Origin of the sequence: Rhizobium nepotum 39/7, from assembly GCF_000949865.1 — a bacterium.
GTDB lineage: Bacteria > Pseudomonadota > Alphaproteobacteria > Rhizobiales > Rhizobiaceae > Agrobacterium > Agrobacterium nepotum.
In genome coordinates, this window is the sequence record NZ_JWJH01000009.1 from 117,395 (window position 1) to 140,631 (window position 23,237).

At 59.4% G+C, this 23,237-nt stretch carries 22 protein-coding genes; 9 read left to right on the forward strand and 13 right to left on the reverse strand.

Annotation, left to right across the window (positions count from 1 at the left end):
* Positions 1 to 126: 126 nt before the first annotated feature.
* The 11 genes from RS75_RS11410 to RS75_RS11460 form a co-directional block, all read right to left on the reverse strand.
* Complete coding sequence (locus RS75_RS11410; RefSeq protein ID WP_045020413.1) at positions 127 to 852, reverse strand: amino acid ABC transporter ATP-binding protein; 726 nt, start codon at positions 850 to 852, stop codon at positions 127 to 129.
* Positions 830 to 1,489: an amino acid ABC transporter permease gene (locus tag RS75_RS11415; RefSeq protein WP_045020415.1), complete on the reverse strand. Its 660-nt coding sequence runs from the start codon at positions 1,487 to 1,489 to the stop codon at positions 830 to 832. Before RS75_RS11415 ends, RS75_RS11410 begins: the two co-directional genes overlap by 23 nt.
* Positions 1,486 to 2,157 carry an amino acid ABC transporter permease gene (locus RS75_RS11420; RefSeq protein WP_045020416.1) on the reverse strand — a complete coding sequence of 224 codons (672 nt, stop codon included), beginning with the start codon at positions 2,155 to 2,157 and terminating at the stop codon, positions 1,486 to 1,488. Before RS75_RS11420 ends, RS75_RS11415 begins: the two co-directional genes overlap by 4 nt.
* A gap of 72 nt (positions 2,158 to 2,229) precedes the next feature.
* Positions 2,230 to 3,015, reverse strand: coding sequence for a transporter substrate-binding domain-containing protein (locus tag RS75_RS11425; RefSeq protein ID WP_045020417.1), 786 nt, complete (start codon positions 3,013 to 3,015; stop codon positions 2,230 to 2,232).
* A gap of 3 nt (positions 3,016 to 3,018) precedes the next feature.
* Positions 3,019 to 3,765 (reverse strand): GntR family transcriptional regulator, encoded by a 747-nt coding sequence (locus tag RS75_RS11430; RefSeq protein ID WP_045020418.1) that lies wholly within the window; start codon positions 3,763 to 3,765, stop codon positions 3,019 to 3,021.
* A gap of 166 nt (positions 3,766 to 3,931) precedes the next feature.
* Positions 3,932 to 4,912: a 3'-5' exonuclease gene (locus tag RS75_RS11435; RefSeq protein WP_045020419.1), complete on the reverse strand. Its 981-nt coding sequence runs from the start codon at positions 4,910 to 4,912 to the stop codon at positions 3,932 to 3,934.
* Positions 4,913 to 5,120: 208 nt separating this feature from the next.
* On the reverse strand, positions 5,121 to 6,920 hold the full coding sequence (locus tag RS75_RS11440; protein WP_045020420.1) for an NAD(P)/FAD-dependent oxidoreductase: 1,800 nt from the start codon (positions 6,918 to 6,920) through the stop codon (positions 5,121 to 5,123).
* Between the two features lie 66 nt (positions 6,921 to 6,986).
* Complete coding sequence (locus RS75_RS11445; RefSeq protein ID WP_045020421.1) at positions 6,987 to 8,060, reverse strand: 2,3-butanediol dehydrogenase; 1,074 nt, start codon at positions 8,058 to 8,060, stop codon at positions 6,987 to 6,989.
* Between the two features lie 189 nt (positions 8,061 to 8,249).
* The gene (locus RS75_RS11450) at positions 8,250 to 10,121 is read right to left on the reverse strand and encodes a sigma-54-dependent Fis family transcriptional regulator (RefSeq protein WP_045020422.1); all 1,872 of its coding nucleotides are present in this window, start codon (positions 10,119 to 10,121) and stop codon (positions 8,250 to 8,252) included.
* Positions 10,122 to 10,223: 102 nt separating this feature from the next.
* Positions 10,224 to 10,637 (reverse strand): hypothetical protein, encoded by a 414-nt coding sequence (locus RS75_RS11455; protein ID WP_045020424.1) that lies wholly within the window; start codon positions 10,635 to 10,637, stop codon positions 10,224 to 10,226.
* Between the two features lie 154 nt (positions 10,638 to 10,791).
* Positions 10,792 to 11,709 (reverse strand): transglycosylase SLT domain-containing protein, encoded by a 918-nt coding sequence (locus RS75_RS11460; protein ID WP_234704256.1) that lies wholly within the window; start codon positions 11,707 to 11,709, stop codon positions 10,792 to 10,794.
* A 180-nt stretch (positions 11,710 to 11,889) separates the two neighbouring features.
* Between RS75_RS11460 and RS75_RS11465 the strand changes: the two genes are divergently transcribed.
* The 9 genes from RS75_RS11465 (at position 11,890) to RS75_RS11505 (ending at position 21,527) form a co-directional block, all read left to right on the forward strand.
* On the forward strand, positions 11,890 to 12,363 hold the full coding sequence (locus tag RS75_RS11465; RefSeq protein WP_045020426.1) for a VOC family protein: 474 nt from the start codon (positions 11,890 to 11,892) through the stop codon (positions 12,361 to 12,363).
* Between the two features lie 260 nt (positions 12,364 to 12,623).
* Complete coding sequence (locus RS75_RS11470; RefSeq protein ID WP_045020428.1) at positions 12,624 to 13,967, forward strand: extracellular solute-binding protein; 1,344 nt, start codon at positions 12,624 to 12,626, stop codon at positions 13,965 to 13,967.
* A 76-nt stretch (positions 13,968 to 14,043) separates the two neighbouring features.
* Positions 14,044 to 14,934 (forward strand): carbohydrate ABC transporter permease, encoded by an 891-nt coding sequence (locus RS75_RS11475; RefSeq protein WP_045020429.1) that lies wholly within the window; start codon positions 14,044 to 14,046, stop codon positions 14,932 to 14,934.
* Between the two features lie 10 nt (positions 14,935 to 14,944).
* Entirely contained in the window at positions 14,945 to 15,832 is an 888-nt protein-coding gene (locus RS75_RS11480; protein ID WP_045020432.1) for an ABC transporter permease subunit, read from the forward strand.
* 34 nt (positions 15,833 to 15,866) lie between these two features.
* Positions 15,867 to 16,988 carry a sn-glycerol-3-phosphate import ATP-binding protein UgpC gene (locus RS75_RS11485; protein ID WP_045020434.1) on the forward strand — a complete coding sequence of 374 codons (1,122 nt, stop codon included), beginning with the start codon at positions 15,867 to 15,869 and terminating at the stop codon, positions 16,986 to 16,988.
* A gap of 468 nt (positions 16,989 to 17,456) precedes the next feature.
* On the forward strand, positions 17,457 to 18,782 hold the full coding sequence (locus RS75_RS11490; protein ID WP_045020436.1) for an LLM class flavin-dependent oxidoreductase: 1,326 nt from the start codon (positions 17,457 to 17,459) through the stop codon (positions 18,780 to 18,782).
* 152 nt (positions 18,783 to 18,934) lie between these two features.
* Positions 18,935 to 19,930, forward strand: a complete 996-nt coding sequence (locus RS75_RS11495) for an aliphatic sulfonate ABC transporter substrate-binding protein (protein WP_045020438.1) — start codon at positions 18,935 to 18,937, stop codon at positions 19,928 to 19,930.
* Positions 19,927 to 20,796: an ABC transporter permease gene (locus RS75_RS11500; RefSeq protein ID WP_045020441.1), complete on the forward strand. Its 870-nt coding sequence runs from the start codon at positions 19,927 to 19,929 to the stop codon at positions 20,794 to 20,796. The genes RS75_RS11495 and RS75_RS11500 overlap by 4 nt, the downstream gene beginning before the upstream one ends.
* Positions 20,793 to 21,527 carry an ABC transporter ATP-binding protein gene (locus RS75_RS11505; RefSeq protein WP_045020444.1) on the forward strand — a complete coding sequence of 245 codons (735 nt, stop codon included), beginning with the start codon at positions 20,793 to 20,795 and terminating at the stop codon, positions 21,525 to 21,527. Before RS75_RS11500 ends, RS75_RS11505 begins: the two co-directional genes overlap by 4 nt.
* Here the strand turns inward: RS75_RS11505 and RS75_RS11510 are convergent, their stop codons facing one another.
* Positions 21,528 to 22,355 carry a carbohydrate ABC transporter permease gene (locus RS75_RS11510; RefSeq protein ID WP_045020445.1) on the reverse strand — a complete coding sequence of 276 codons (828 nt, stop codon included), beginning with the start codon at positions 22,353 to 22,355 and terminating at the stop codon, positions 21,528 to 21,530.
* Positions 22,352 to 23,236: a carbohydrate ABC transporter permease gene (locus RS75_RS11515; RefSeq protein WP_045020447.1), complete on the reverse strand. Its 885-nt coding sequence runs from the start codon at positions 23,234 to 23,236 to the stop codon at positions 22,352 to 22,354. The genes RS75_RS11510 and RS75_RS11515 overlap by 4 nt, the downstream gene beginning before the upstream one ends.
* Position 23,237 lies beyond the last annotated feature (1 nt).

Consider the following 23,237-nt stretch of genomic DNA (forward strand, 5'->3'; position numbering starts at 1 on the left):
CCGCTGGTCCGGCCATCGGGCTGCTCAAAATTGCAGCGATTGTTTTCGATTCGATGTAGAAATTGTATGCGATCTTGGCGATGCCGACACACGCACCGGGCAGGTGACATTGCGTCGGCACGCTGCTCAAAGCATGCCGAGGAACTGCTTGAGTTCCGGCGTCCGGGGATTGGCGAAAACCTCTTCCGGCGGGCCGATTTCGTGCACACGTCCCTGATGCATGAAGACGACGCGCGAGCAGACGTCGCGGGCGAACTTCATTTCATGCGTCACCATCAACAGCGTCATGCCCTCCTTTGCCAGCTCGCGCACGACAGCCAGCACCTCGGACACGAGTTCGGGGTCGAGCGCCGAGGTGATCTCGTCGCAGAGAAGGGCGATCGGCTGCATGGCAAGGGCACGGGCAATCGCCACACGCTGCTGCTGGCCGCCGGACAGTTCGTCCGGATAGGCATCGAACTTGTGCGCCAGCCCGACACGCTCCAGCATCTTGCGCGCCGTCACCTCTGCCTCCGGCTTGGTGACCTTCTTCACCACCATCTGCGAAAGCATGACATTGCCGCCGGCCGTCAGATGCGGAAAGAGATTGAACTGCTGGAAGATCATGCCGACCTTCAGCCTCAATGCCTTCAGATGCAGCTCGTCGTCCAGCAATTGCGCACCCGCCACCTGGATCGAACCGTTGCTGATCGTCTCCAGCCCGTTGATGCAGCGAAGCAGTGTCGATTTTCCGGAGCCGCTTTTCCCGATGATGGCGATCACCTCGCCGGGTTCGACATCCAGATTTATGCCCTTCAGTACCTCATTGTCGCCAAAGCTCTTGTGGACTTCAGTGATTTCGATGAGCGACATTGAGCTTCCTTTCGAGGAACTGGCTGGACTTCGACAGCGGCCAGCAGAGAGCGAAGTAGATGAGAGCGACCAGCCCGTAGACGGTGAAAGGCTGGAAGGTGGCGTTGGTAACGATCGTGCCGGCCTTGGACAGTTCGACGAAACCGATGATGGAGGTGAGCGCGGTACCCTTGACGACCTGTACGGAGAAACCGACCGTCGGCGGAATGGCGATCTTCATCGCCTGCGGCAGAATGACGTAACGCATCTGTTGCAGGCGGCCCATGGCGAGGCTGGCCGAAGCTTCCCATTGCCCTTTGGCAATCGCCTCCACGCAGCCACGCCAGATTTCCGCAAGAAACGCGGCCGTCCAGAGGATCAGCGCAACGCCCGCCGCAAGCCAGGCAGGAACATCGATCCCGAAGAGACCGAGACCGAAGAAGGCGATGAAGAGCTGCATCAGAAGCGGTGTGCCCTGAAAGACTTCGATATAGATGCGGGCCGCACGGTTCAAAGCCCGGCGCGGACTGATGCGCAGCCACAGAAGCACAATGCCGACCATGCCGCCGCCAATGAAGGAAACGAGCGAGAGCAGCAGCGTCCAGCGGGCGGAAAGCAAAAGATTGCGCAGAATGTCCCACAGAGTGAATTCGGTCATCGTGCCGCCCTCCTCGGAAAGAGAAAGCTGCCGAGCGCCAGCATGCCCTGCCGCAGCAGGATGGCGAGCAGCAGGTAGATGATAGTTGACAGGATGTAGGCCTCGAAGGCGCGGAACGTACGCGACTGGATGAAGTTCGCTGCAAAGGTCAGGTCTTCCACGGCAATCTGCGAGACAACCGCCGAGCCGAGCATGACGATCACCACCTGCGAGGAGAGCGCCGGCCAGATGCGTTGCAGCGAAGGCGTCAGCACCACATGGCGGAAGGTTTCGAAGCGCGTCATGGCAAGGCTCGCGCCCGCCTCGAACTGGCCCTTCGGCGTCGCCTGAATACCGGCACGGATGATTTCGCAGCTATAGGCGCCGAGATTTACGATCATCGCCAGATTGGCCGCGGTCAGCTCCGAAAGCTTGAAACCAAGCGATGGCAGGCCGAAGAAGATGAAGAACAGCTGGATGAGGAAGGGCGTGTTGCGGATGAGTTCCACATAGGTGCCGACCACGGGCTTCAGCCATGAAGGGCCCAGCGCCCTGGCCCAGGCGCAGGCGATGCCGAGCGAGACGCCGACCACGCCGCCGACCAGCGTAAGTTGGCTGGTAATGGCAATGCCTTTGGCAATTTGTGGCCAATATTCGCCAAGCCACAGGAAATCAAATTGATAGCTCAAGAAACTGTCCCCTTGCGCCGGTGGAGAAAGGCGTCATCCCGGCGGGTCCGGGATGACCAGGGTAAAGGGTGATCAAAGATCTTTCGGCAGATCCTGGCCGAGCCATTTGGCGGCGATCGCATTCAGCGAACCGTCCGCCTTGGCTGACGCGATGGTGGCGTTGACCTTTTCAAGCAGGGCCGTCTCGCTCTTGTTGAGGCCGATGTAGCAGGGAGAGTTCTTGATGAGGAACTTCATTTCCGGGCGCTTCGGCGGGTTCCTGGCGAGAATTGCGGCTGCGACCACATTGCCGGTCGCAACGACTTCCGCCTGGCCGGAAAGGAAGGCGGAGATGGTGCCGTTATTGTCCTCGTAGCGCTTGATGGTGGCGTCCGAAGGCGCAACTTTAGTCAGTTCCAGATCCTCGACGGAGCCACGGGTGACGGCGACGGTCTTGCCCGTCAAGTCCTCGGCCTTGGAGACCGCAAGATCGGTCGGGCCGAAAACGCCGTTGAAGAAGGGCGCATAGGCATCAGAGAAATCGATGACCTTTTCGCGTTCCGCGTTCTTGCCAAGACTGGAGATCACGAGATCAACCTTGTTGGTCTGGAGATAGGGAACGCGGTTGGCGCTGGTGACCGGCACGAGTTCCACCTTCACGCCCAACTTGTCGGCGATCAGCTTGGCCATGTCGATGTCGTAACCTTGGGGGGTCATATCAGCCGCAACGCTGCCGAAGGGCGGGAAATCCTGCGGCACGGCCACACGCAGCGTTCCGCGTGCAGTGATGTCGGCAAGGGCATCCGCCTTGGCGGGCGCGGAAAGACCAAAAGCGGTCGCCATTGCTGCGGCAGCGATGAGTGTCCGTCTGAAGATCATCTGTCATTCTCCTTTTGATGATTTTTGTTGCGTATGGATTTTGTCCGGATCGCCGGCATTCATTTCCGGCAAGGCGAGCGAGTGGCGAAGGCCCGCGAGTGGGTCCGGGCGGCGTGTGAGGTCGAGGCCGGTTTCCACCTCGTCGAGATGTTCTATGGAAAGTTCCGCCGCCTTCACGAAATCGCCCGCAGCCATGGCGTCGAAAATCCGGCAGTGCCCCTCATGGGACTGGAGGGCGTGGAATTCCGACTGGTAGAGCATGGAAATCAGAATTGTCCGGGCGGTGAGATCGCGCAGCAGCTCGATGAGCACGGCATTGCCGCAAAGCTCCGCGATGCGGATATGGAAATCGCCCATCAGGCAGGTAAGGCGCTGGCGGTCGGCAGCGGCTATCGCGACCCTCTCTTCCTCGAGATGCGCGAGGAGAACCTTGCGCCCCTCCTCCGACAGAACCCGCATGCTGCGCAGCAATCCGGATTCGATGATCCGCCGCGCCTCGTAGATGGTCATTGCCTCCTCGGCGGAAGGCTCGACGACGAACCACCCCCGCCGTGCACTGACATGGACGATGCCGCGCGTTTCCAGCCGCATCATCGCCTCCCGTACCCGGGTGCGCGAAACGGAGAAAAGTCCAGCCAGCTGATTTTCGCTGAGCCGCGTGCCCGGCCGGATGCGCGCCGAAAGAATGCCGGAAATGATGGCTTCTTCGATGTTTATCTGACGGTCCTGCCTGGTATGTAAATCTTGCATACAAGACTGAAAGCAAGGCCCATGCCAGAACGGATTATTCTTTTAAAATCAAAAAATACCTAAAATTGCCGCACCTGCTCGCTTAAAATTTAAGCAAGAAAATCGACATGCACCCAAAAAATGCAAAGCTATATAACCGCGACGGCCTTGCCAGGGAGCTTTCGTCTTAACCCGCCTTGAACCGGTCGAAAGCCGTGAGGTGTTTGACCGTGGGATCGGCGTCCCAGCGGTAAATCTCGGTTCGAAGGAAATGCAGCTCGTCTTCGAGCTTTTCTTCCGGCAGTTCCACCCACCAGGATTTCGGCCGGCCATCGGAACCATCCGACCAGCGGTAGCTCCGCTTTTTCAGATGATCCTTCATGTCGAACGGACTGTTTTCGGCATAAATGCGGACCCGGGAATGCTGGCTGGCCTCGTGGAGTTCCATGAAGGGCGTCCCGCTTTGGCCGGGGCGCTGCTGTTCCAGCACCTCCAGCAACGCAAAACAATCGTCGACGGCGCGATGGCCGTCGTGGAAATAGCCGGATTGCCCGATCAGATAGGCAAGCTTGCTGCCCTCGAAGCCCCGCGCACTCCAGTCAATCTCCGAAACCGAGCAGGCCCAGGCTTTGTCACGAAAGATCGGCGAGAAGGCTTCGCAAAAGGGACGGTCGAAGCCGGCATTGTGGGCGATGATCAAATCGGCATCGGCAATGAGAGAGGTCAGCAGGTCGATGTCTATCGCCTGCCCGGCAACCATCTCATCGGTGATGCCCGTCAGCCGCGTGATCTCCTCCGGAATGGCGATACCCGGCTGTCGCAACCCGCCATAGACGCCGGTGACATCGCCGATCGCCCCCTGATCGTCGAATGTGAAGGTGATGACGCCGATTTCGATGATCTCGTCAGTTCGGTGGTTAAGGCCCGTCGTCTCGGTATCGAGGATGACACCATGGCGTGGAAATCCCGGCCTGGGCTGCTCGCTGATCGCGCGCGGCTGCAGCTTGCGCAAGATGCGGTATTGGCCGGTGGATTCGAGATATGCGGCCAGAACCTCATCGTCAGGAACCGTCTTCTGCGCCGTTTCGCGGCCACCCGCTTTTCGCCCCCGTTCAGCCTGGGGAAGCCGCGCCGTCGCGGAAGCGAAAAAATCCAACTGGGAGGTCATTGTTCTGCTGTCCGCTTTGGCCGGAAATCGAGATTGAGTACTCCAACATATGCGCAGAGGCTCACACTAACAACACCGGTTGCGGCGATCCACAGAAACCGAACCCTGCCGCCCTAGCGTTCCTCGCGCCGCATTTCCGATAAAAAGCGAGGGCGGAATGTTCCGCCCTCTCCTTTCATCGTGTGTTTGCCGGGAATACCCAGTCCGCTCAGCGCGTGTGGTGAACCGGCTGAAGCGCATAGACCGGCGTTTTAATGCCCTCCATCCGCGCCTTCAACTGCAAGGCGAGATATTGCGAATAATGGCGCGACTGGTGCAGGTTGCCGCCGTGGAACCACAGCGCCTCCTGTTGCGTCGGCTTCCACATGTTGCGCTGCTCGCCTTCCCATGGTCCGGGATCCTTTGGCGTATCCGAGCCTAGCCCCCAGACCTTGCCGACCCTGTCCGCTGTTTCCTGATCGATGAGATCAGCGACCCAGCCATTCATCGAACCGTAGCCTGTCGCATAGACGATGACGTCAGCGGGAATCTCCCTGCCATCGGCAAGTTTTATCGAGTTCTCCGTGATCTCGTCCACCTGACCGGCGGCGAGCTTCACCTTGCCGTCGATGATGAGCTGCGAGGCGCCGATATCGATATAATAACCGGAGCCGCGCCGCAGATACTTCATGAAGAGGCCAGAGCCGTCCGCACCCCAGTCGAGCTGGAACCCGGTTTTTTCCAGCGCGGCGTAGAAGTCGGCATCACGCTCCCGCATCCTGTCGTAAAGCGGGATCTGGAACTCATGCATGATCCGGTAAGGCAGCGACGCGAAGATGAGATCGGCCTTCGCCGTCGTCACGCCATTCGCCAGCGCCTGTTCGGAATAGAGCGCACCGAGCCCTATATCCATCAACGTGTCGGATTTGACGATATGGGTGGTCGAGCGCTGGATCATGGTGACGTCGACACCCGCTTCATGGAGCGCGGCACAGATATCGTGGGCTGAATTGTTCGAGCCGACGACCGCCACCTTCTTGCCCTTATAACCATCCGGCCCCGGGTGCTGCGAAGAATGGTGCTGATCGCCGCTGAACCGGTCCCGACCCTTGAACTCGGGAATATTGGCCTTGCCGGACATGCCGGTGGCAAAGACCAGTTGTTTCGGCCGGAGCACCACCTCCTCGCCGTCGCGATCAACGACGATCGTCCATTCCTTCGCCGCCTCGTCCCATTTGGCGGACTTGGCGGTGGAGCGGGTCCAGTAATTCAGCTCCATCACCTTGGTGTAGAATTCCAGCCAGTCGCCAATCTTGTCCTTGGGCGCAAAGACCGGCCAGTTCTTCGGGAAATCGATGTAGGGCAGATGATCGTACCAGACCGGGTCATGCAGGCAGAGCGACTTGTAGCGCTTGCGCCAGCTGTCACCCGGCCGGTCATTCTTTTCAAGTATGATCGTCGGCACGCCGAGCTGGCGCAGCCGCGCACCCAGCGCGATGCCGCCCTGACCGCCACCGATGATGACGGTATAGGGCTGCTTGTCGTAGCCGAGCGTGCGCGCTTCCTCCTCGCGCTCCTCCTGCCACGTTTTTGCGCCAAGGTTCTGGCCATGCCGGGCGCCGAGCGGGCGGGTGAAACCCGACTTCTCCTCGTGGCCCTTCAGTTCGGAAAGCGCCGTCAGCAGCGTCCATATCTGCCCGTTCTTGAAGCGAACCAGACCGTAACCGCGCCCGGTTGCCGTTTCGAAGGTGATCCAGCTTTCCAGCACGCCGTCCGCTTCCGTTGCCTCCTCGCCGGTGGCGATGCGCCAGTGTGAGGGTCTGGCCGTCGAAAGCTGCGATTGCAGCATGTCTCGCACCTGATCGCGGCCCTCAACGGTCTTGATATTCCAGGTAAAGGCGACGAGATCGCGCCAGTAACAATCCTCGGCAAACAGATTGACGGCATCGTCGATGCGGCCGGCTTCGAGTGCTGCCCTGAACGTATCGAGAAGCGCCTGAAGGCGGGTGGTGGGGGTTTTTTCGAGCATGTGTTCCTCCTCCTGCTCAATGTGAAAACGGGACGGCTCCTCAACCGCCCCGCAAGACGGATCGGCCTATCGCGACAGGTCGATCAGGATTTTCAGATGTTTGCCGGCCGGGTCGAGCAACTGGTCGAACCCTTCCGTGACCGCTTCGCTGAGCGAGACATATTTGGTGACGATCCGGCTTGCCGGAATCTGGCCACTGGCGATCAGCCGGGCAACGCGCGGCCAATAATGGGTCGGATAGGCCCAGGAACCGCGAATATCGATGTCCTTGAAGGTCACGTCGAACCAGTTCAACGGGTTTTCGCCGGGGTGCAGGCCGGTCTGCACCACGACGCCCTGCTTGCGCACGGCATCGGCGCAGTTCTTCAGCGCATATTCATTGCCAACGCATTCGATGGCGACATCGCAGCCGACATTGCCTTCGGTCTCGGCCCGGATGACATCGCCGACCTTTTCCGTCTTGGGATTAATCGTGCGCACCTCGCCAAGCGCCTCCCGCGCCAGCGCCAGACGCGTATCGTTGAGATCGGAAAGGAATATCTGCGAGGCACCGGCCGCACGCGCCGCCATGGCGACGAGAATCCCGATCGGTCCGGCACCGGTGACAAGCACGCTGCTACCGGCCGTCACGCCGCCACGGTCGCAGGCATAAACGGCGACTGCCGTCGGCTCGATGAGGGCCGCTTCCTGATCGGTAAGCGTGTCCGGTATCGGCTGAACGTTATAGTCGTTGAGAAGAGCGGCCTGCGCCATGCCGCCGGAGTGCCAGGACAGGCCGGCGAGTGCGAGATTGGCGCTCAGGTGATAGAGACCGCGATCGGCATAATAATCGCCATGGCGCGGCATGATGAGCGGCTGGATCGACACCCGGTCGCCGGGCTTTACATGGCTGACGCCCTTGCCCACGGCCTTGACGACACCGCCGAATTCATGACCGAGAATTTGCGGACCGTATGCCCCGGTGAAAGGATGCGGCTCCTTCGGCACGAAGATCGGGCCATAGGCGTATTCGTGCAGATCCGTGCCGCAGATGCCGCAAAATTTGTTTTCGACGAACACCTCGCCCGGACCGGGCTCGGGCGGCGTATCCACATCTTCGATGCGTAGATCCTTGGCGGCGTGAAAGCGCAGTGCTTTCATTGCATTTCCTCCTGTTGTTCTTGCACAGGAAGTTCAGCAAGCGGCATGCCAGAATGGGATATGCTCTATTACGTCGTGTTTTCAACGGGTTGCGAAAACGCGATTTCATTCCGGCAGACGAATGCAACAGGTCGTGCGCAACAGGTGTTGCAGCAGTTGCGCCAGCTCGGGCACATCAGTCCAGACGCATCAGTTCAGGCGTTTGAGACGACGGTGGATGGTGGAGCGGTTAACGCCGAGGCTCCGCGCCAGCGCCGAGACATTATTGCCGCAGTCCTGCAGCGCCCGGCGCAGATCGTCGTCATTCCGAGACGTGTCGGTGGCAGCCTCGGTGAAAAGGTGTTCCGGCAGGCAACCGGGATCGATGGTGCCGCCATCGCAGAGTGCGGCTGCAACACGCAGGGCATTGAAAAGTTCGCGCAGATTGCCCGGCCAGTCATGGGCAAGCAGGATTTCCCGCGCCGCCGTATCGATCCGATAGGCCTCGCCGTTTTCCTTCTCGATGCGCCGGAGAAACTGGTCGATAAGCCAGCCGAGATCTTCACGCTCCCGCAGCGCCGGCAGCGTCACCGTTGCCGCATTCAGGCGATAATAGAGGTCCTGCCGGAAACGGCCTTCCTTCACCAGCTCGGCAAGATCGCGATGCGAGGCGGACAGCACCCTCAGACGAACCGGCTTCGCCTTCAATGCACCGACCGGCTGCACCTCGTTTTCCGAGAGCACACGCAGCAGGCGGCTTTGCAGGGAAAGCGGCATATCGCCGATCTCATCCAGAAACAATGTGCCGCCGCTTGCCTCTTCGATGAGGCCGCGTTTGCCCTTCTGGCTGGCGCCGGTGAAAGCGCCCGGCGCGTAGCCGAACAATTCGGATTCGATGAGATGCTCAGGGATTGCCGCACAATTGACGGCGACGAAATTGCCGCCGCTGCCGCAGCTGTCGTGGATTGCCCGCGCCAGATATTCCTTGCCGCTTCCCGTTTCGCCTTGAATGAGGATCGGAATATCGCGGGCAGCGAGCTTTGCGGCCCGTGCCTGCACCTTCTCCATCGCCATATCGCCGTCGCTCAGATCCCGGAGCGCCCGAGGCAAGCGTGGCTCCGGCGCAAGGGGTGTGCGAATGCTGACGGCGGGCGCGATGGCGCTGGCAAAAAGCACCAGACCATTGCGCGCGCGCAAAAGCCGTTCGCCATTCGGCCGCCCGCGCATGAAGCGCGGCAGGTCGTCCACGTCGATATCGAAGACCGAAGAAATCGGCTTGCCGAGAAAATCGCGGGTAGCAAGGCCGTGCATGTTCATGGAGCGCGCGAGCGCCCCGAAACCGCCATGGGTCATGCCGGTAATGCGCCCGCTGCCATCGAGGGCAATCGCCGCATCAGGATCGACATCGAGGAACTCAGGCGAACGGGCAAGACGCAACACCCAGTCATTGCGGGTGCGGGTCATCAGATTGGCAAGCTCGATACGCCGCGCGGTGGAGGCGACGAGATGCAGCGCCAGTTGCTGGCTGGCCTTGGCCGTCGGCGAGCGCAGCTGGGAAATATCGAGCACGGCGGTAAGATCACCCAGCGTGTCGAAGATGGGAGCCGCGGTGCAGGTCAGCCCGATATGGCTGGTGTCAAAATGGTCATCCTGATGGATGATCACCGGCTCGCCGGAAACGAGGCAGGCGCCGACGGCGCAGGTGCCGGCCCGATTTTCGGACCATTCAGAGCCGAGATAGAGCCCTGCCCGACGCAACTGGTTGTCGAAGGTCGGGTCGCCCATGAAATCGACGGTGACGCCGCGTGCATCCGACAGCAGCAGGACATAGTTCTGCTCGGCAATCTGATTGAACAGGGCTTCAAGACCGGAGCGGCCGATGCGGATCAACTCCTCGGCCTGCTCGCGATGCTCCCGAAGCTTCAGCTCCGGCACGATATAGGCTTCCTGCGCGATCGTGGGGTCAAGCTTGTAGTCGTTCAGACAGCGCAGCCATGACTGGATGACGGACGTATCACGCGGGCTGACCGCCCCCATGCCGACACGTTCGATCTCCCGTATATGCGACAGCGTCGATACCATGCATACTTCCTCCAGCACGGATGGTCGCATATTAGGAGACCGCTCACAATCCGGTTGTTACGGTGGTTTGGGCTGCCGGGGGAAACATCACCTTGACCTATCTCAAGAATGCGGACGATTTGTAATATTTTCGCAACTCGCCGGATTGCCGATGATTTCGCTCGTCTTGATGATGGAGGCAGCATCCGCAGTGACCTTGATGATGCAGTCGCGGCGATGCTCCTTGATTTTCATGCCCTCGGTTTCAGATATCTGCGTCTGCCCGTTCACGATACGGGCCTCCCGTCTGTTGCTGAGACCGGCATAGGTCTCGACCTCGACCTTCAGCCAATAGGACTCCGTTTCACCGTTCTCGATAATGACCTTGTTGGGGCGGCCAAATCTGGCGATAGCCGCCTCCCGGGGCTGACCCACGAGGCTTGCCACGGTGCGGGAAACCTCCGCCTGTCCGGTGCTGGCGCACGCCGAAACAATAGTAAGCATACCGACCAGACATCCCGTTTCGAGCCATCTCATTTTTTTCAGTTTCTTCCCTCACAAAATGCCACCGGCCGATGCGTTTTCGCCGCCGTGTCAGCGCAATCTAGGATCGATCATCTTGCGCTGAAAGAAGGAGCGGCCAAAATGCCGATCAACTTGTCATGATCGACGTCCACCATGCCGGCATTCTCTACCGGTTGCGAAATACGGTGCAGGAAACGCCGGCCTGCCGGATTTCACCGCAAAGCTCATTGGCCTCGCCGCGTGTGTCGCGGCCGATGCGGGCGGCATAACGTGGGCGCGAACCGAAATTTCCGCCTCGCTGCCGCACGATCAATGCCCGCTCGGCATTAAGCGGCCCGGACAACCGGCCTATCGCACGGGTAAAAAGCCGGTTTGCCACCGCCGGATTATAATGCGCGGCAAGCTGCACGCCCCAGGGCGCCCAGTCGGCTGATGAGATGAGGACGGGATCGTTCATCGTTCGTGTATCTGCCAGACGCAGGCAGGCATCGATGAAGGGCCGTTTGTCATCCAGCGCCGGGGCCGCCTTTTCCGGTGGATTGTCCTTCCATGTCTCCGCGGGATATCCCGTTATCGCGAACACGTAATCCCGGGTTTCCGTCGGCAACCGGCCGGTGGCGATGAATGTCCGCAATCCCGCCTCGCCGGCATTATAAGCCGCGGCTGCAAGGCCGAAATTGCCGAATTGCACATTCAGCTCCGAGAGATAACGGGAGGACGCCTCCAGCGCGGCGATGATGTTGAAGCTGTCTTTAAGGCCGCGCAGCCTTGCCGTTCCCGGCATGAACTGGGCTATGCCCTCAGCGCCTTTCGGGCTGACCGCATTGGCCCGGAACAGGCTTTCCCGCCAGATGAGCCGGGCGAAATAATCCGGTGGCACGGCATGGCGCCCGGCCAGAACCTCGATGGCGTGACACAGATCGTTATTGTAACTGCCAACGCGGATGCATAATTCCGGCGCAACATCATGGGTGTAGGTACAGGTCGGCTTTCCCGCAGCCGGCTCCTCAGCCCCGGCCGCGCCGCAGGCCAAAGCCAGAAACCAGAGAGCAAGGCCGATGTGGCCCGTCGATATCTCTGCCAAACGAATTTCCCCGCAAATTCCAGGCGCGATGCACCGATTATCAGGCGATCGAGAAGATTTTCCCAGACCTTCCACTGTTCTTCAATCGTAAAACTGTGCCTTTTCTCCGCTACTTTCGGAACGTTCGCCGCATAGTAGCATTCTATGCCGAATGGGGCCTGAATTTCGGAGGAGACGCAAATGAAGAAGAATGTGATCTGCATCTGGTACGACAAGGACGCCGAGGCAGCCGCCAGGTTTTACACCGAGACCTTTCCCGACAGCGCGGTGAGCAAGGTGTACTATGCACCGAGCGACTATCCCTCCGGCAAGGAGGGGGATGTGCTGCTGGTGGAATTCACGGTCGTCGGCGTGCCCTGCGTCGGCCTCAATGGCGGGCCGGAATTCAAGCACAGCGAAGCTTTTTCGTTCCAGATCCTAACCGAGGATCAAGCGGAAACCGACCGTTACTGGAACGCCATCGTCGGCAATGGCGGCGCAGAAAGCGTCTGCGGCTGGTGCAAGGACAGATGGGGTATCTCCTGGCAGATCACCCCGCGCGTGCTGATGGAAGCCATGGCAGTGGGCGGCGCGGAGGCCAAACGCGCCTTTGCGGCAATGATGAATATGACGAAAATCGACGTCGCCGCCATCGAAGCCGCACGTCGCGGTTGATGCTGGCGCACTATTCAGCAGCAAGTAGCGAAGTTGCTTCAAAACCGTAAGAGAATGTAAAATAAGTGGAAATCCGTCTCTACGGTTTTTATCCCGCCTGCTCCGCCGCGCAGATCTCCCTGCGCGGCCAGTCATCACAAAACGTTCAACAAAATGTAAGCTATCCGTCAAAAACGGCTGCTAGCAGAGCCCATGGCTTCGTGCTGAGGATGTGACGTCCTTGCCGATCATGCCATTATTCCATCAACGGGGCTCACCTCATGAAACCTTCCGCTCTGACCTCTTTCGTGGCCGGCGTTGCCATGGCCGCCGCCTTCGGCGCCACGGCTGCCCACGCAGAAAAGACCAAGTTCGAATTCTGGCACGGCCTTTCCGGCGATCTCGGCGACCGCGTTCAGGAAACCTGCAAGAAGTTCAACGACTCCCAGGCTGAATTCGAAATCGTCTGCACCTCGCAGAACGATTACGACGCCACGTTGCAGAACACCATTGCCGCCTACCGCGCCAAGAAGCAGCCCGCCATCACCCAGATCTACGATGCCGGCACGCTGGACATGATGCTGTCCAAGGCTTTCATTCCCGCCAAGAAGCTGATGGCCGACAACGGTTACAAGATCGACTGGAACAACTATTTCCCCGGCATCGCCAATTATTATGCGACGGCTGACGGCGAGCTGAACTCCTTCCCCTACAATTCCTCCACCGCCGTCTTTTATTACAATGTCGACGCCTTCGAAAAAGCTGGCATCACCTTCAAGCCCGACACCTGGGAACAGGTCGAAGAGGCCGCCAGGAAGCTGAAAACCGCCGGTTTCGAGTGCCCGCTGGCCTTTAATTTCGATACCTGGATGCTGATGGAGCAGTTCTCCGCCATCCACAACCAGCCGATCGCCACCAAGGGCAACGGTTATCAGGGTCTCGACGCCGAACTGACGATCAACAAGACGAAGTTCGTCGATCAGGTCAAATTCTTCAAGAAGATGCAGGACGAGAAGCTGTTCGTCGTCAAGACCAAGCAGCTCGGTATGGACATCCTGCCCGCCTTCACCTCGCAGACCTGCCAGATGTTCATGTCCTCGATCGCCGGCCACGGCACCGTCGGCAAGGCTATGCCGGAAGGCGTGAAGTGGGACGTTGCCATGCTGCCGATCTGGAAGGGCACCGAGCGCCACAACTCGCTGGTTGGCGGCGCCTCGCTCTGGGTCATGGCCGGTCGTCCGGACGCCGAATACAAGGGTGCGGCCGCATTCCTGAACTTCATCGCCCAGCCCGATATGGTTGAGTGGTGGTCGACCGTTACAGGCTACATCCCGGTTACCAAGACCGGCTTCGACGCCATGAAGGCCAACGGCTTCTACGACAAGGCTCCCTATAAGGGCCGTGAAAAGGCGATCGAAAGCCTGACGTTTACGCCGCCTTCCGAATACACACGCGGCATCCGCCTCGGCGGCTTCACGCAGATCCGCAAGGAAGTTTCGACCTCGCTCGAAGCCATCTTCATGCAGAACGCCGACATTCAGGCCGAACTCGACAAGGCTGTCGAGCGTTCGAACGCCAATCTGCGCCGCTTCGAAAAGACCTATGCCGGCGCCAAGCTGAACTAAGCCGGTCCTTTTCGCCTGGGTTTGCCCGTGTCCGCACGGGCAAACCCTTAATGCCATTTTCTGTTTCGGATATTTCATGGAAAAGCGCGCCGTTTTCAAAAGCACATGGTTGCCGCTGCTGTTCGCATTGCCGCAGCTGGCACTGATCCTCCTGTTCTTCTACTGGCCCGTGGCGGCGGTGATCAACTGGGCCTTCACCCTTCAACCGCCCTTTGGCGGCGCGGCGGAATTCGTCGGTTTCGCCAATTTCCAGGAAGTCTTCTCCGATCCGTTCTACTGGCATTCCGTTACTGTCAGCCTGATCTTCGCGACCGTCGGCCCCTTCGTCGCCATATCGATCGGCCTCGTTCTGGCTCTCTCCGTCGATCGCCAGCTTCCCGGCTCCGGATTTTTCCGGGTTCTGTATATCCTGCCCTTCGCCATCGCAGGCCCCGCCGCCGGCATGGCCTTCCGCTTCATCCTGTCGCCGGAGCGCGGGCTTGCCGCGTCACTGAACGCCACCTGGCCGGACATCTGGAACCCGGCCAAATACGGCGAACATGCACTGGCGCTCGTCATCGCCATCTTCATCTGGAAATGGGCGGGCTACACCTTCATCTTCCTGTTCGCCGGCCTGCAATCCGTACCCCGTTCGCTGACGGAAGCCGCTGCAATGGACGGCTCCGGCCCGATCCGCCGCGCCATAGACATTCAGGTGCCGTTGCTCGCACCCACGCTGTTCTTCCTGATGGTGACGATGATGACCGAGGGTTTCGTCGGCCAGGACACGTTCGGCATCGTACATTCGCTGACGGCAGGCGGCCCCAACCGCGCCACCGATGTGATGGTTTACCGCATCGTCACCGAGGCCTTCGAAGGGCTGAACTATTCCGGCGCCTCGGCACAAACCATCGTCCTGATCGGTCTCATCATGGTCTTCACCTTCATCCAGTTCCGCTTCATCGAGCGGCGCGTCCATTACAAGTGAGGCCTGAGAGATGATCCAGCGCACGCCCTATGCCGACGCCCTGACCTACGTGGTCATGGTCGCGGGACTTCTGCTTCTCATCGGCCCCTTCATCGTGGTGCTGGCAGGCGCCAGCCAGACGGTGCAGCAGGTCAACCACACGCCCTTCAGCTTCATGCCGCAGGGCGAGCTTTTCAACAATCTCGGCACCGCCTGGAACCGCGCCAATCTCGGCACCGCCATGTTCAACAGCCTGGTGATGGCCTCGCTCGTCACGGCGGGCAAGGTGGCTCTGTCCGCGCTCACCGCCTTCGCCATCGTGTTTTTCCGTTCGCCGCTGAAACACCTGTTCTTCTGGTCCGTCTTCATCACGCTGATGCTGCCGCTCGAAATTCGCGCCGTTCCGACCTATGCCGTGGCGGCGGATGTGTTCCAGCCGTTCCGCTACCTCATAGCGCTGGTCAGCGGTGTCGAAATCAATGTCGAATGGAACCTGCTGAATTCCTATGCGGGTCTGTCGCTGCCGCTTGTCGCCACGGCCACCGGCACCTTTCTCTACCGGCAGTTTTTCATGACCCTTCCGGACGAGCTTGCGGAAGCGGCGCGCATGGACGGTTCCGGCCCCGTGCGTTTCTTTTTCGACGTGCTGCTGCCGCTGTCGCGCACCAACATGCTGGCCCTCACCACCATTCTCTTCGTCTCATCGTGGAACCAGTATCTGTGGCCGCTGCTGATGGTCACCGACCCCTCCTACAAGACGGTGATGATGTCGTTGCGCGCGCTTTTGCCCTCCGAGGACGGCACTCCGGACTGGAACGTCACGCTTGCCGGTTCCCTCATCATCATCTTGCCGCCGCTTCTCGTCGTGGCGTTCCTGCAACGCTGGTTCGTCCGCGGTCTCGTCTCGTCCGACAAGTGACGGCGCGGTTTTCAACAACAAGGTTTTCAGTATCATGGCTCAGATCGATATTCGGCAGGTCCGCAAATCCTACGGCAAGACCCCGACCCTGCACGGCGTGGATCTCACTTTCGAAACCGGTGAATTCGTCGTCATCCTCGGCCCCTCTGGCTGCGGCAAATCCACGCTTCTGCGGATGATCGCCGGGCTGGAGGATATCACGTCAGGTGAAATCGCCATTGGCGGGCGTGTCGTCAACACGCTGGAGCCGCGCGAGCGCGGTTGCGCCATGGTGTTCCAGAATTATGCGCTTTATCCGCATATGACGGTGGCAGGCAATATCGGTTATGCGCTGAAAGTCGCCGGCGTCGCCAAGGCCGAGCGCCTGCGCCGCGTCGAGGAAACGGCAAAGATCGTCGGCCTTTCCGACTTTCTCGAGCGCAAGCCCGCCGCTCTTTCCGGTGGCCAGCGCCAGCGTGTGGCCATGGCCCGTGCAATCATCCGCGAACCGCAGGTGTTTCTGTTCGACGAGCCGCTATCCAACCTCGACGCCAAGCTGCGCGTGACGATGCGCGCTGAAATCCGCAAGCTGCACCAGCGCCTGTCCGCCACCTCCGTCTTCGTCACCCACGACCAGGTGGAAGCCATGACGCTGGCCGACCGCCTGGTGGTGATGAACAAGGGCAATGTCGAGCAGGTCGGCCATCCGCTCGATATCTATCACCGCCCGGCCAGCACCTTCGTCGCCTCCTTCATCGGCTCACCGGCCATGAACCTGTTCAACACGCGGGTGGAAGTCGAATCTCCTGCCGTGATGCTGGGCGGCACGCCGGTCAAACTCTTCCCCGAAACAGCACTGGAACTACGCGGCCGCGACGTGACGGTGGGCATCCGCCCGGAACAATGCCTGGTCAGCACCGAAGGTGCGGGCGTGCTGGCAACCGTCGATTTCGTGGAAGAACTAGGTTCCGGCCGCATCGTGCATGCGGATATTGCCGGCGAGACCTTCTCCGCCGCCATTGGCGAGGATCTGCTGGTCAAACCCGGCCAGCGCATCCACTTCGAACTGCCCCCCAACCACCTCCACTTCTTTGACCCCGCCACGGGCAAGCGGATCGAAATCGAAGGAGCCATCGTGGCTCCCCGCATCGGTAACGAGAAACTGCTGACGGTTTGACAGTGGGCGTTTGAGCGCGAAACAGTCCAGCGCGGTTTGGGAATGTTCCAACCGCGCCGGACGTGGAATCGACGTGTTTTTTATCGATCTCGATCAGCAAGCCCGAAAGAACAAACTACATTAACCACATCAGACAATATACTGAATTTACTTCGTTTTAGTGCATAAAATCCCATGTGAAAAATACGCTGCCATTCGTTTGACAGTCGCCACGGGTGGCACGTCGCCAGCCGGTTCCTGCGGCCAACAAGGCTAAGGCAAACCCGTTGCCGGCAAAGAGATCATGCGAAATGGATGATTTCAGGAAAAATCATTCGGTTTGAAAGTCACTATCGGAATAGTGTTTGCCGCGCCAATCCTCCGGCAGGGATATCGTCGCGATGAGGATCGGGCCTGCCTGCGGTTGTTCGCAGCAATCGACAAGACAAGCCGCCCGGATCAGAAACACCAATGAGAGAGTGAAGCCTAATGGCAAATGACCGCAAACTGCATCTCGGCGCCTTTATGCGGCCCGTCAGTCTCCACACGGGTGCATGGCGTTATCCGGGATCCTTCCCGGACGCCAATTTCAATTTCGCCCATCTGGCGCGCTTCGCGCAACAACTCGAAGCCGCAAAATTCGATGCGTTTTTCATGGCCGATCATCTGGCGGTGCTGAACATGCCGACGGAAGCCCTGCGCCGCAGCCATACCGTGACGTCTTTCGAGCCCTTCACCCTCCTTTCGGCGCTAGCAGCCGTCACTTCCCGCATAGGTCTTGTCGCCACCGCCTCCACAACATTCGATGAGCCGTATCATGTGGCGCGGCGTTTCGCCTCTCTCGATCACCTCAGCAATGGCCGCGCCGGCTGGAACATCGTCACCACGTCAAACCCGGATGCGGCGCTGAATTTCGGTCGGGAAGAACAACCTGATCACACGGAGCGTTATGGACGCGCGCGGGAATTTTACGATGTCGTCACCGGCCTCTGGGACTCCTTCTCCGATGAAGCCTTTATCCGGGACGTCGATAGCGGCCTGTTCTTCGATCCTGAAAAAATGCACGTTCTCAACCACAAGGGGCCTGAATTTTCCGTGCGCGGGCCGCTCAATATCGCGCGTCCGGTGCAGGGTTGGCCCGTCATCGTTCAGGCTGGAGCGTCGGAGCCAGGACGCCAGCTTGCCGCCGAAACCGCAGAGGTCGTTTTTGCGGCAACACCTACCCTTGCAGCGGGAAAGGTCTTTTACAAAGACGTCAAGGACAGGACCGTCGCGGCGGGCCGTTCCCGCGACGGCATTGTCATCCTGCCGGGCGCCTTCGTTCTGGTCGGCGATACCGTCGAGGAGGCAAAAGCCAAGCGCGCCCGGCTCGACAGTCTCGTCCATTATGAAAGCGCGATCGCTTCGCTTTCGATTGCGCTCGGCCATGATGTTTCCGGCTTCGATCCCGATGGTCCATTGCCGGACATTCCCGAAACGAATGCGAGTAAATCCAGCCGTGAAAGGGTGATCGAACTCGCCAGAAGCGAAGGCCTGACGGTGCGCCAGCTCGCCCAGCGGCTGGGCGGTTATGCGGGTCTCGCATTCGTCGGCACGGCGCAGACGATTGCCGATGAGATGGAGCAATGGCTCTACGAAGAGGGCTCGGACGGCTTCAACGTCACCTTCCCCTTCCTGCCCGCCGGTCTCGACGCTTTCACCACCCTCCTCGTACCGGAACTGCAAAGACGCGGTCTGTTCCGAAGGGACTATGAAGGACCGACATTGCGCGATCATCTCGGCCTGCAACGCCCGGTTAACCGTTTTTTCCCTTGATAACACAGCGTCGCGCCGATCCCGCCGCCGGTAGGGAGATTTTCCACGCCGGTCGCAAAGTTTGGCATGAGGTTCCAGAAGGGCGGATTGACCTCAAAAACACCGACCCATACCCTTTAAGTACACAAAATACATAAATTAGGTGCATTGCTATGAAAACTGAACATTCTCGCCGCCAGATCCTCAAACTCGGCATTGCCGGCGCTCTCGCAACACCACTGACCATGGGCAATGCGCTGGCCCAGAGTTCGCCGGAATTCCCTGCGGAGCTGAAGCTGGACTGGGGATTTTATTCCTCACACACACTGCTGATAAAGAACAAGGGCTGGCTTGAGGACGCTTTCAAGGATGTCGGTACCAAGATCACCTGGGTGCAGTCGCGCGGCAGCAATAATTCGCTGGAATTCCTGAAGGTCGGCTCGACGGATTTTGCCGGTTCGGCCGCACTTTCGGCCTTTCTGGCCCGTGCCAACGGCGTGCCGCTGAAAGTCATCTATGTGGCAAGCTGGGGCGGCTCCTCCATCATCCAGGTTCGCCCGGATTCGCCGGTAAAGACCGTCGCCGACCTGAAGGGTAAAACCATCGCGGTCACCAAGGGCACCGCGCCCTATTTCACCCTCCTCCGCGCCCTTGCCCAATCCAAGCTGTCGATCGATGATCTCAAGGTTGTGAACCTGCAACATCCGGAAGGCTTCAACGCGCTTCAGCAGGGTCAGGTCGATGCCTGGGTCGGCATCGATCCGCACACGTCCCAGGCAGAACTTGCCGGCGACAGAGCGATTTTCGACGAGCGCAGCTGGCGCGACGGCAGCGTCTTCAGCGTTTCGGAAGATTTTCTGGCGAAGTACCCGAAAGCAGTCGAACGCCTCCTCGGCGTCTGGGTCGAGACACAAAAATGGATCCGTGAAAACAACAGCGAATTCATCAATTTCGTCACGCAGGTCACGGGCAACGACCCCAAGATCACCAAGCTGACGATCGAGAAGCGTGACTGGAAGGATCCCGTTCCGGGTGAGGAATTGCTGAACTCGATCCGCGTTGTCACCCCGTTGCTCGGCGACGATGTTCTGCGTCCGGGCGTCAATGTCGATAGTGTCCTTTCATCGCTGATCGATCCGGCACCTGCGAAAAAGGCACTTGGCGCATGAACTCCCATCCACGCGAATTCCAGCGCGTGAAACAGACTGCGAAACAATTCCCTTCCCGATTGCCGTTCTTGCAGAGGACGGCGAATTTCCTTCGTCGGTTCGACCTGCGCGGCGCCATCGTGCCGGTCGGCTCACTGTTGTTGCTGGAGTTCTTTGTGCGCGTTGGCTGGGTGAGCCCCTATGTGCTGCCGCCCCCCTCCGAGCTTTACGATACGTTTCTGCGGCTTGCGGAAGGCCCGTTGTGGACGAATGTCGCTGCAAGCACCGCGCGGGTCTTCGTGGGCTTCGTCATCGGCTCTCTGCTTGCTGTCGTCGTCGGTTCGCTGGTCGGGCTGGTCGTTGCCGCCGAGCGCTATCTGGAGCCGACGTTTCAGGCGCTGCGAGCGGTTCCGAGCCTTGCATGGGTGCCGCTGCTGATGATCTGGTTCGGCATCGGCGAAACCTCGAAGATCGTTCTCATCGCCAAAAGTGCGTTTTTCCCGGTTTATCTCAGCCTCTTCTCCGGCATCAGAAATGTCGACCGCAAGCTGGTGGAAGTGGGCGAGATGTATCGCCAGCCGCTGTCTGTGCTGGTGTGGCGGATTTTCATCCCCGCCTCTTTGCCGCACCTGTTCACCGGTCTGCGTTATGGGCTTTCGCTGGCCTGGCTGAGCGTTGTCGCAGCCGAGCTTCTGGCCGCATCCGAAGGCATCGGCTACATGCTTTCCGACGGGCGGGAACTCTCCCGGCCCGATCTGGTGATGATCGCCATCATCTGCCTTGCGGTACTTGGCAAGATTTCCGACAGCCTCTTCAAGATCGTCGAGGACCGCTGCCTCAGATGGCGTGATACCTATCCCCTTCAGGAAGGAGGGCGTCTGCGATGAGTTTGCTCCATGTCGATGTGCGCGAAAAGGCCTTCGGAGACACGGTAATCCTTCAGGATATCCATCTGACGCTCGGCGACGGAGAAGCGGCGGTTCTTCTCGGTCCCAGCGGTTGCGGAAAGAGCACGTTGCTGCGCATCGCCGCCGGTCTCGACCGGCATTTTTCAGGCGCGGTCAAGGTTCAGCAGGCAGAGGACGATCAGGCATCGGACTCGCCGCCCATTGCCTTCGTCTTTCAGGAGCCGCGCCTGATGCCCTGGCTTACAGTTGCCGAAAACATCGGTTATGCGGCCGGCAAGAAATATGATGTCCAGCGGGTAGAGGGCCTGATCGACGATGTGGGCCTAAGCGGCCATGGCGGCGCGCTGCCGAAAGCGCTTTCAGGCGGCATGGCGCAGCGTGTCGCCATCGCAAGAGCGCTCTATACCCAACCGCGCATATTGCTTCTTGATGAGCCGTTCAGCGCGGTCGACGCTTTCACACGGATGAAATTGCAGGACCTCGTCCTGAAACTCGTCGAGCAGCGCGGGATTTCCTTCCTGCTCGTCACCCACGATATTGACGAAGCGCTCTATCTCGGTGACCGGATTTACATGATGGGCGCCCATGATGGTCGTATCCAGCAGCGGATAGAGGTGGACGAGCTGCGCCCGCGCGACCGAAGGTCGCCGCAGCTCGCCAGCCTCAAGAACGAAGTGCTGACCGCCCTGCACAACGCCCACGTTATCTAATCACCCTTTAACACCGGACGAAATCATGATGGCTTCCGTCACGCGTCGCTGGAAGATGACATAAGCGACGATGACCGGTAGCGCCGCCAGCATGGCAACGGCCATCAGGCGCGCATAGGCGACACCGAAGGCGTCGTTTACCTGCGTGATGCCGACCGGGATCGTCATCATGTTTTCAGAGGTGACGACGAGGAAAGGCCAGAAGAAGGCGTTCCACACCGTAATGAAGGTCACGATCGCCATGGCGGTCGTAATGCCCCAGTTCAGCGGCAGATACACCTTGAAAAGGATCGTGTATTCGCCGCCGCCATCCAGAACCACCGCTTCGCGCATCTCCTTGGGCACGCTGTCGAAAAACTGCTTGTAGACGATGATGACGATGGGGGTGATCAACTGCGGCAGGATGATGCCAGCCCAGGTGTTGATGAGATTGAGGTTCTTCATCAGGATGAACTGCGTGACGACAAGCGTCTGCGCCGGCACCATGAAACTCGCAAGCACGATGCCGTAAAGCAGCCGCCGCCCGGGAAAGCGGATCTGCGACAGCGCATAGGCGCATAACATCGAAATCAACAGGACGGAGACCGTCACGATGACCGCAGTGCCGACGGAGTTCATATACCAGTTCATCAACCGCGTATTGAAGATGGCGTTTACATAGGCGCCAAGCTGAAATTCGTCGGGCAGCAGAGATGTATTGCCGGCAACATTTTCGTCGGAACGAATTGACGTGACGAAAGTCCAGTAGAGCGGAAAAATCCATACGATCGCCGCCGAAAACGTCAGCAGGGTCAAAATGATGTTCTCGAGTTTTTTAGTCGGGCTCATGAATTCCTCCGGATGCGCAGCAACTGGAACTGGAGAACGGAAACGACGACGATCAGGAGAAAAAGCACCGTCGCAACGGCAGATGCATAACCGCCATTGTTCATCTGGAACGCTTCCCGATAGACCTTGAGCAGAAGCACGAAGCTGGAGTTGAAGGGACCGCCGCCGCTCAACAAATAGATCTGATCGAATATCTTCAGTTGCAGGATCAGTTGCAGCGTCAGGACAAGTGCTGTCACCGGCCACAGAAGCGGCCATGTAACCCGCCAGAAACGCTGCCAGGTCGTCGCGCCATCGAGTGCCGCCGCCTCATAAAGCTCGGTCGGTATGTTTCGCAGGCCAGCAATGAACAGCAGCACGTTGAAGCCGTTCGTCCACCAGATGGTGACGACGGCGACCATCGGCATGACCCAATTGGGGTTCTTGAAAACGGCGATGGGTTTACCCGCCAGCAATGATATGACCGGCTGGAGAATGCCGAACTGCAGATCGAGCATCCAGGCCCATATCTCGGTGACGACCGAAACAGGCAGGACGTAGGGCAGGAAAAACAGGCTCATGGCGATTGTCTGCTTGACGCCCGACAAACGGCTGACGGCCAGCGCAATCATCAAGGCGATGACCGTTGTCGGCACGACCGTCAACAGTACGAAATAGCCGTTGTTCTTGAGCGAGGTGAGGAACAGGCGATCGCTCAGCAATTTCGCGTAGTTCTCAAGGCCGACCCAGTTGCCGTCGCCGATCAGCGGCGCATCCGTGAAGCTGATGCGCACCATCTCGATCAGGGGGTAAAGAAAGAACGTGGTGAAGACCACGATGAACGGTGTCACCATCGACAGCGCGATCAGCGATTTCTTGCGCCGGTTTTCAATCATAGCCATG

What these genes read in the sequence shown, in the direction of transcription:
- RS75_RS11410 (WP_045020413.1), bottom strand. Translation starts at nt 852, where the DNA reads ATGTCGCTCATCGAAATCACTGAAGTCCACAAGAGCTTTGGCGACAAT.
- RS75_RS11415 (WP_045020415.1), bottom strand. Translation starts at nt 1,489, where the DNA reads ATGACCGAATTCACTCTGTGGGACATTCTGCGCAATCTTTTGCTTTCC.
- RS75_RS11425 (WP_045020417.1), bottom strand. Translation starts at nt 3,015, where the DNA reads ATGATCTTCAGACGGACACTCATCGCTGCCGCAGCAATGGCGACCGCT.
- RS75_RS11430 (WP_045020418.1), bottom strand. Translation starts at nt 3,765, where the DNA reads ATGCAAGATTTACATACCAGGCAGGACCGTCAGATAAACATCGAAGAA.
- RS75_RS11435 (WP_045020419.1), bottom strand. Translation starts at nt 4,912, where the DNA reads ATGACCTCCCAGTTGGATTTTTTCGCTTCCGCGACGGCGCGGCTTCCC.
- RS75_RS11440 (WP_045020420.1), bottom strand. Translation starts at nt 6,920, where the DNA reads ATGCTCGAAAAAACCCCCACCACCCGCCTTCAGGCGCTTCTCGATACG.
- RS75_RS11445 (WP_045020421.1), bottom strand. Translation starts at nt 8,060, where the DNA reads ATGAAAGCACTGCGCTTTCACGCCGCCAAGGATCTACGCATCGAAGAT.
- RS75_RS11450 (WP_045020422.1), bottom strand. Translation starts at nt 10,121, where the DNA reads ATGGTATCGACGCTGTCGCATATACGGGAGATCGAACGTGTCGGCATG.
- RS75_RS11455 (WP_045020424.1), bottom strand. Translation starts at nt 10,637, where the DNA reads ATGAGATGGCTCGAAACGGGATGTCTGGTCGGTATGCTTACTATTGTT.
- RS75_RS11465 (WP_045020426.1), top strand. Translation starts at nt 11,890, where the DNA reads ATGAAGAAGAATGTGATCTGCATCTGGTACGACAAGGACGCCGAGGCA.
- RS75_RS11470 (WP_045020428.1), top strand. Translation starts at nt 12,624, where the DNA reads ATGAAACCTTCCGCTCTGACCTCTTTCGTGGCCGGCGTTGCCATGGCC.
- RS75_RS11475 (WP_045020429.1), top strand. Translation starts at nt 14,044, where the DNA reads ATGGAAAAGCGCGCCGTTTTCAAAAGCACATGGTTGCCGCTGCTGTTC.
- RS75_RS11480 (WP_045020432.1), top strand. Translation starts at nt 14,945, where the DNA reads ATGATCCAGCGCACGCCCTATGCCGACGCCCTGACCTACGTGGTCATG.
- RS75_RS11485 (WP_045020434.1), top strand. Translation starts at nt 15,867, where the DNA reads ATGGCTCAGATCGATATTCGGCAGGTCCGCAAATCCTACGGCAAGACC.
- RS75_RS11490 (WP_045020436.1), top strand. Translation starts at nt 17,457, where the DNA reads ATGGCAAATGACCGCAAACTGCATCTCGGCGCCTTTATGCGGCCCGTC.
- RS75_RS11495 (WP_045020438.1), top strand. Translation starts at nt 18,935, where the DNA reads ATGAAAACTGAACATTCTCGCCGCCAGATCCTCAAACTCGGCATTGCC.
- RS75_RS11500 (WP_045020441.1), top strand. Translation starts at nt 19,927, where the DNA reads ATGAACTCCCATCCACGCGAATTCCAGCGCGTGAAACAGACTGCGAAA.
- RS75_RS11505 (WP_045020444.1), top strand. Translation starts at nt 20,793, where the DNA reads ATGAGTTTGCTCCATGTCGATGTGCGCGAAAAGGCCTTCGGAGACACG.
- RS75_RS11510 (WP_045020445.1), bottom strand. Translation starts at nt 22,355, where the DNA reads ATGAGCCCGACTAAAAAACTCGAGAACATCATTTTGACCCTGCTGACG.
- RS75_RS11515 (WP_045020447.1), bottom strand. Translation starts at nt 23,236, where the DNA reads ATGGCTATGATTGAAAACCGGCGCAAGAAATCGCTGATCGCGCTGTCG.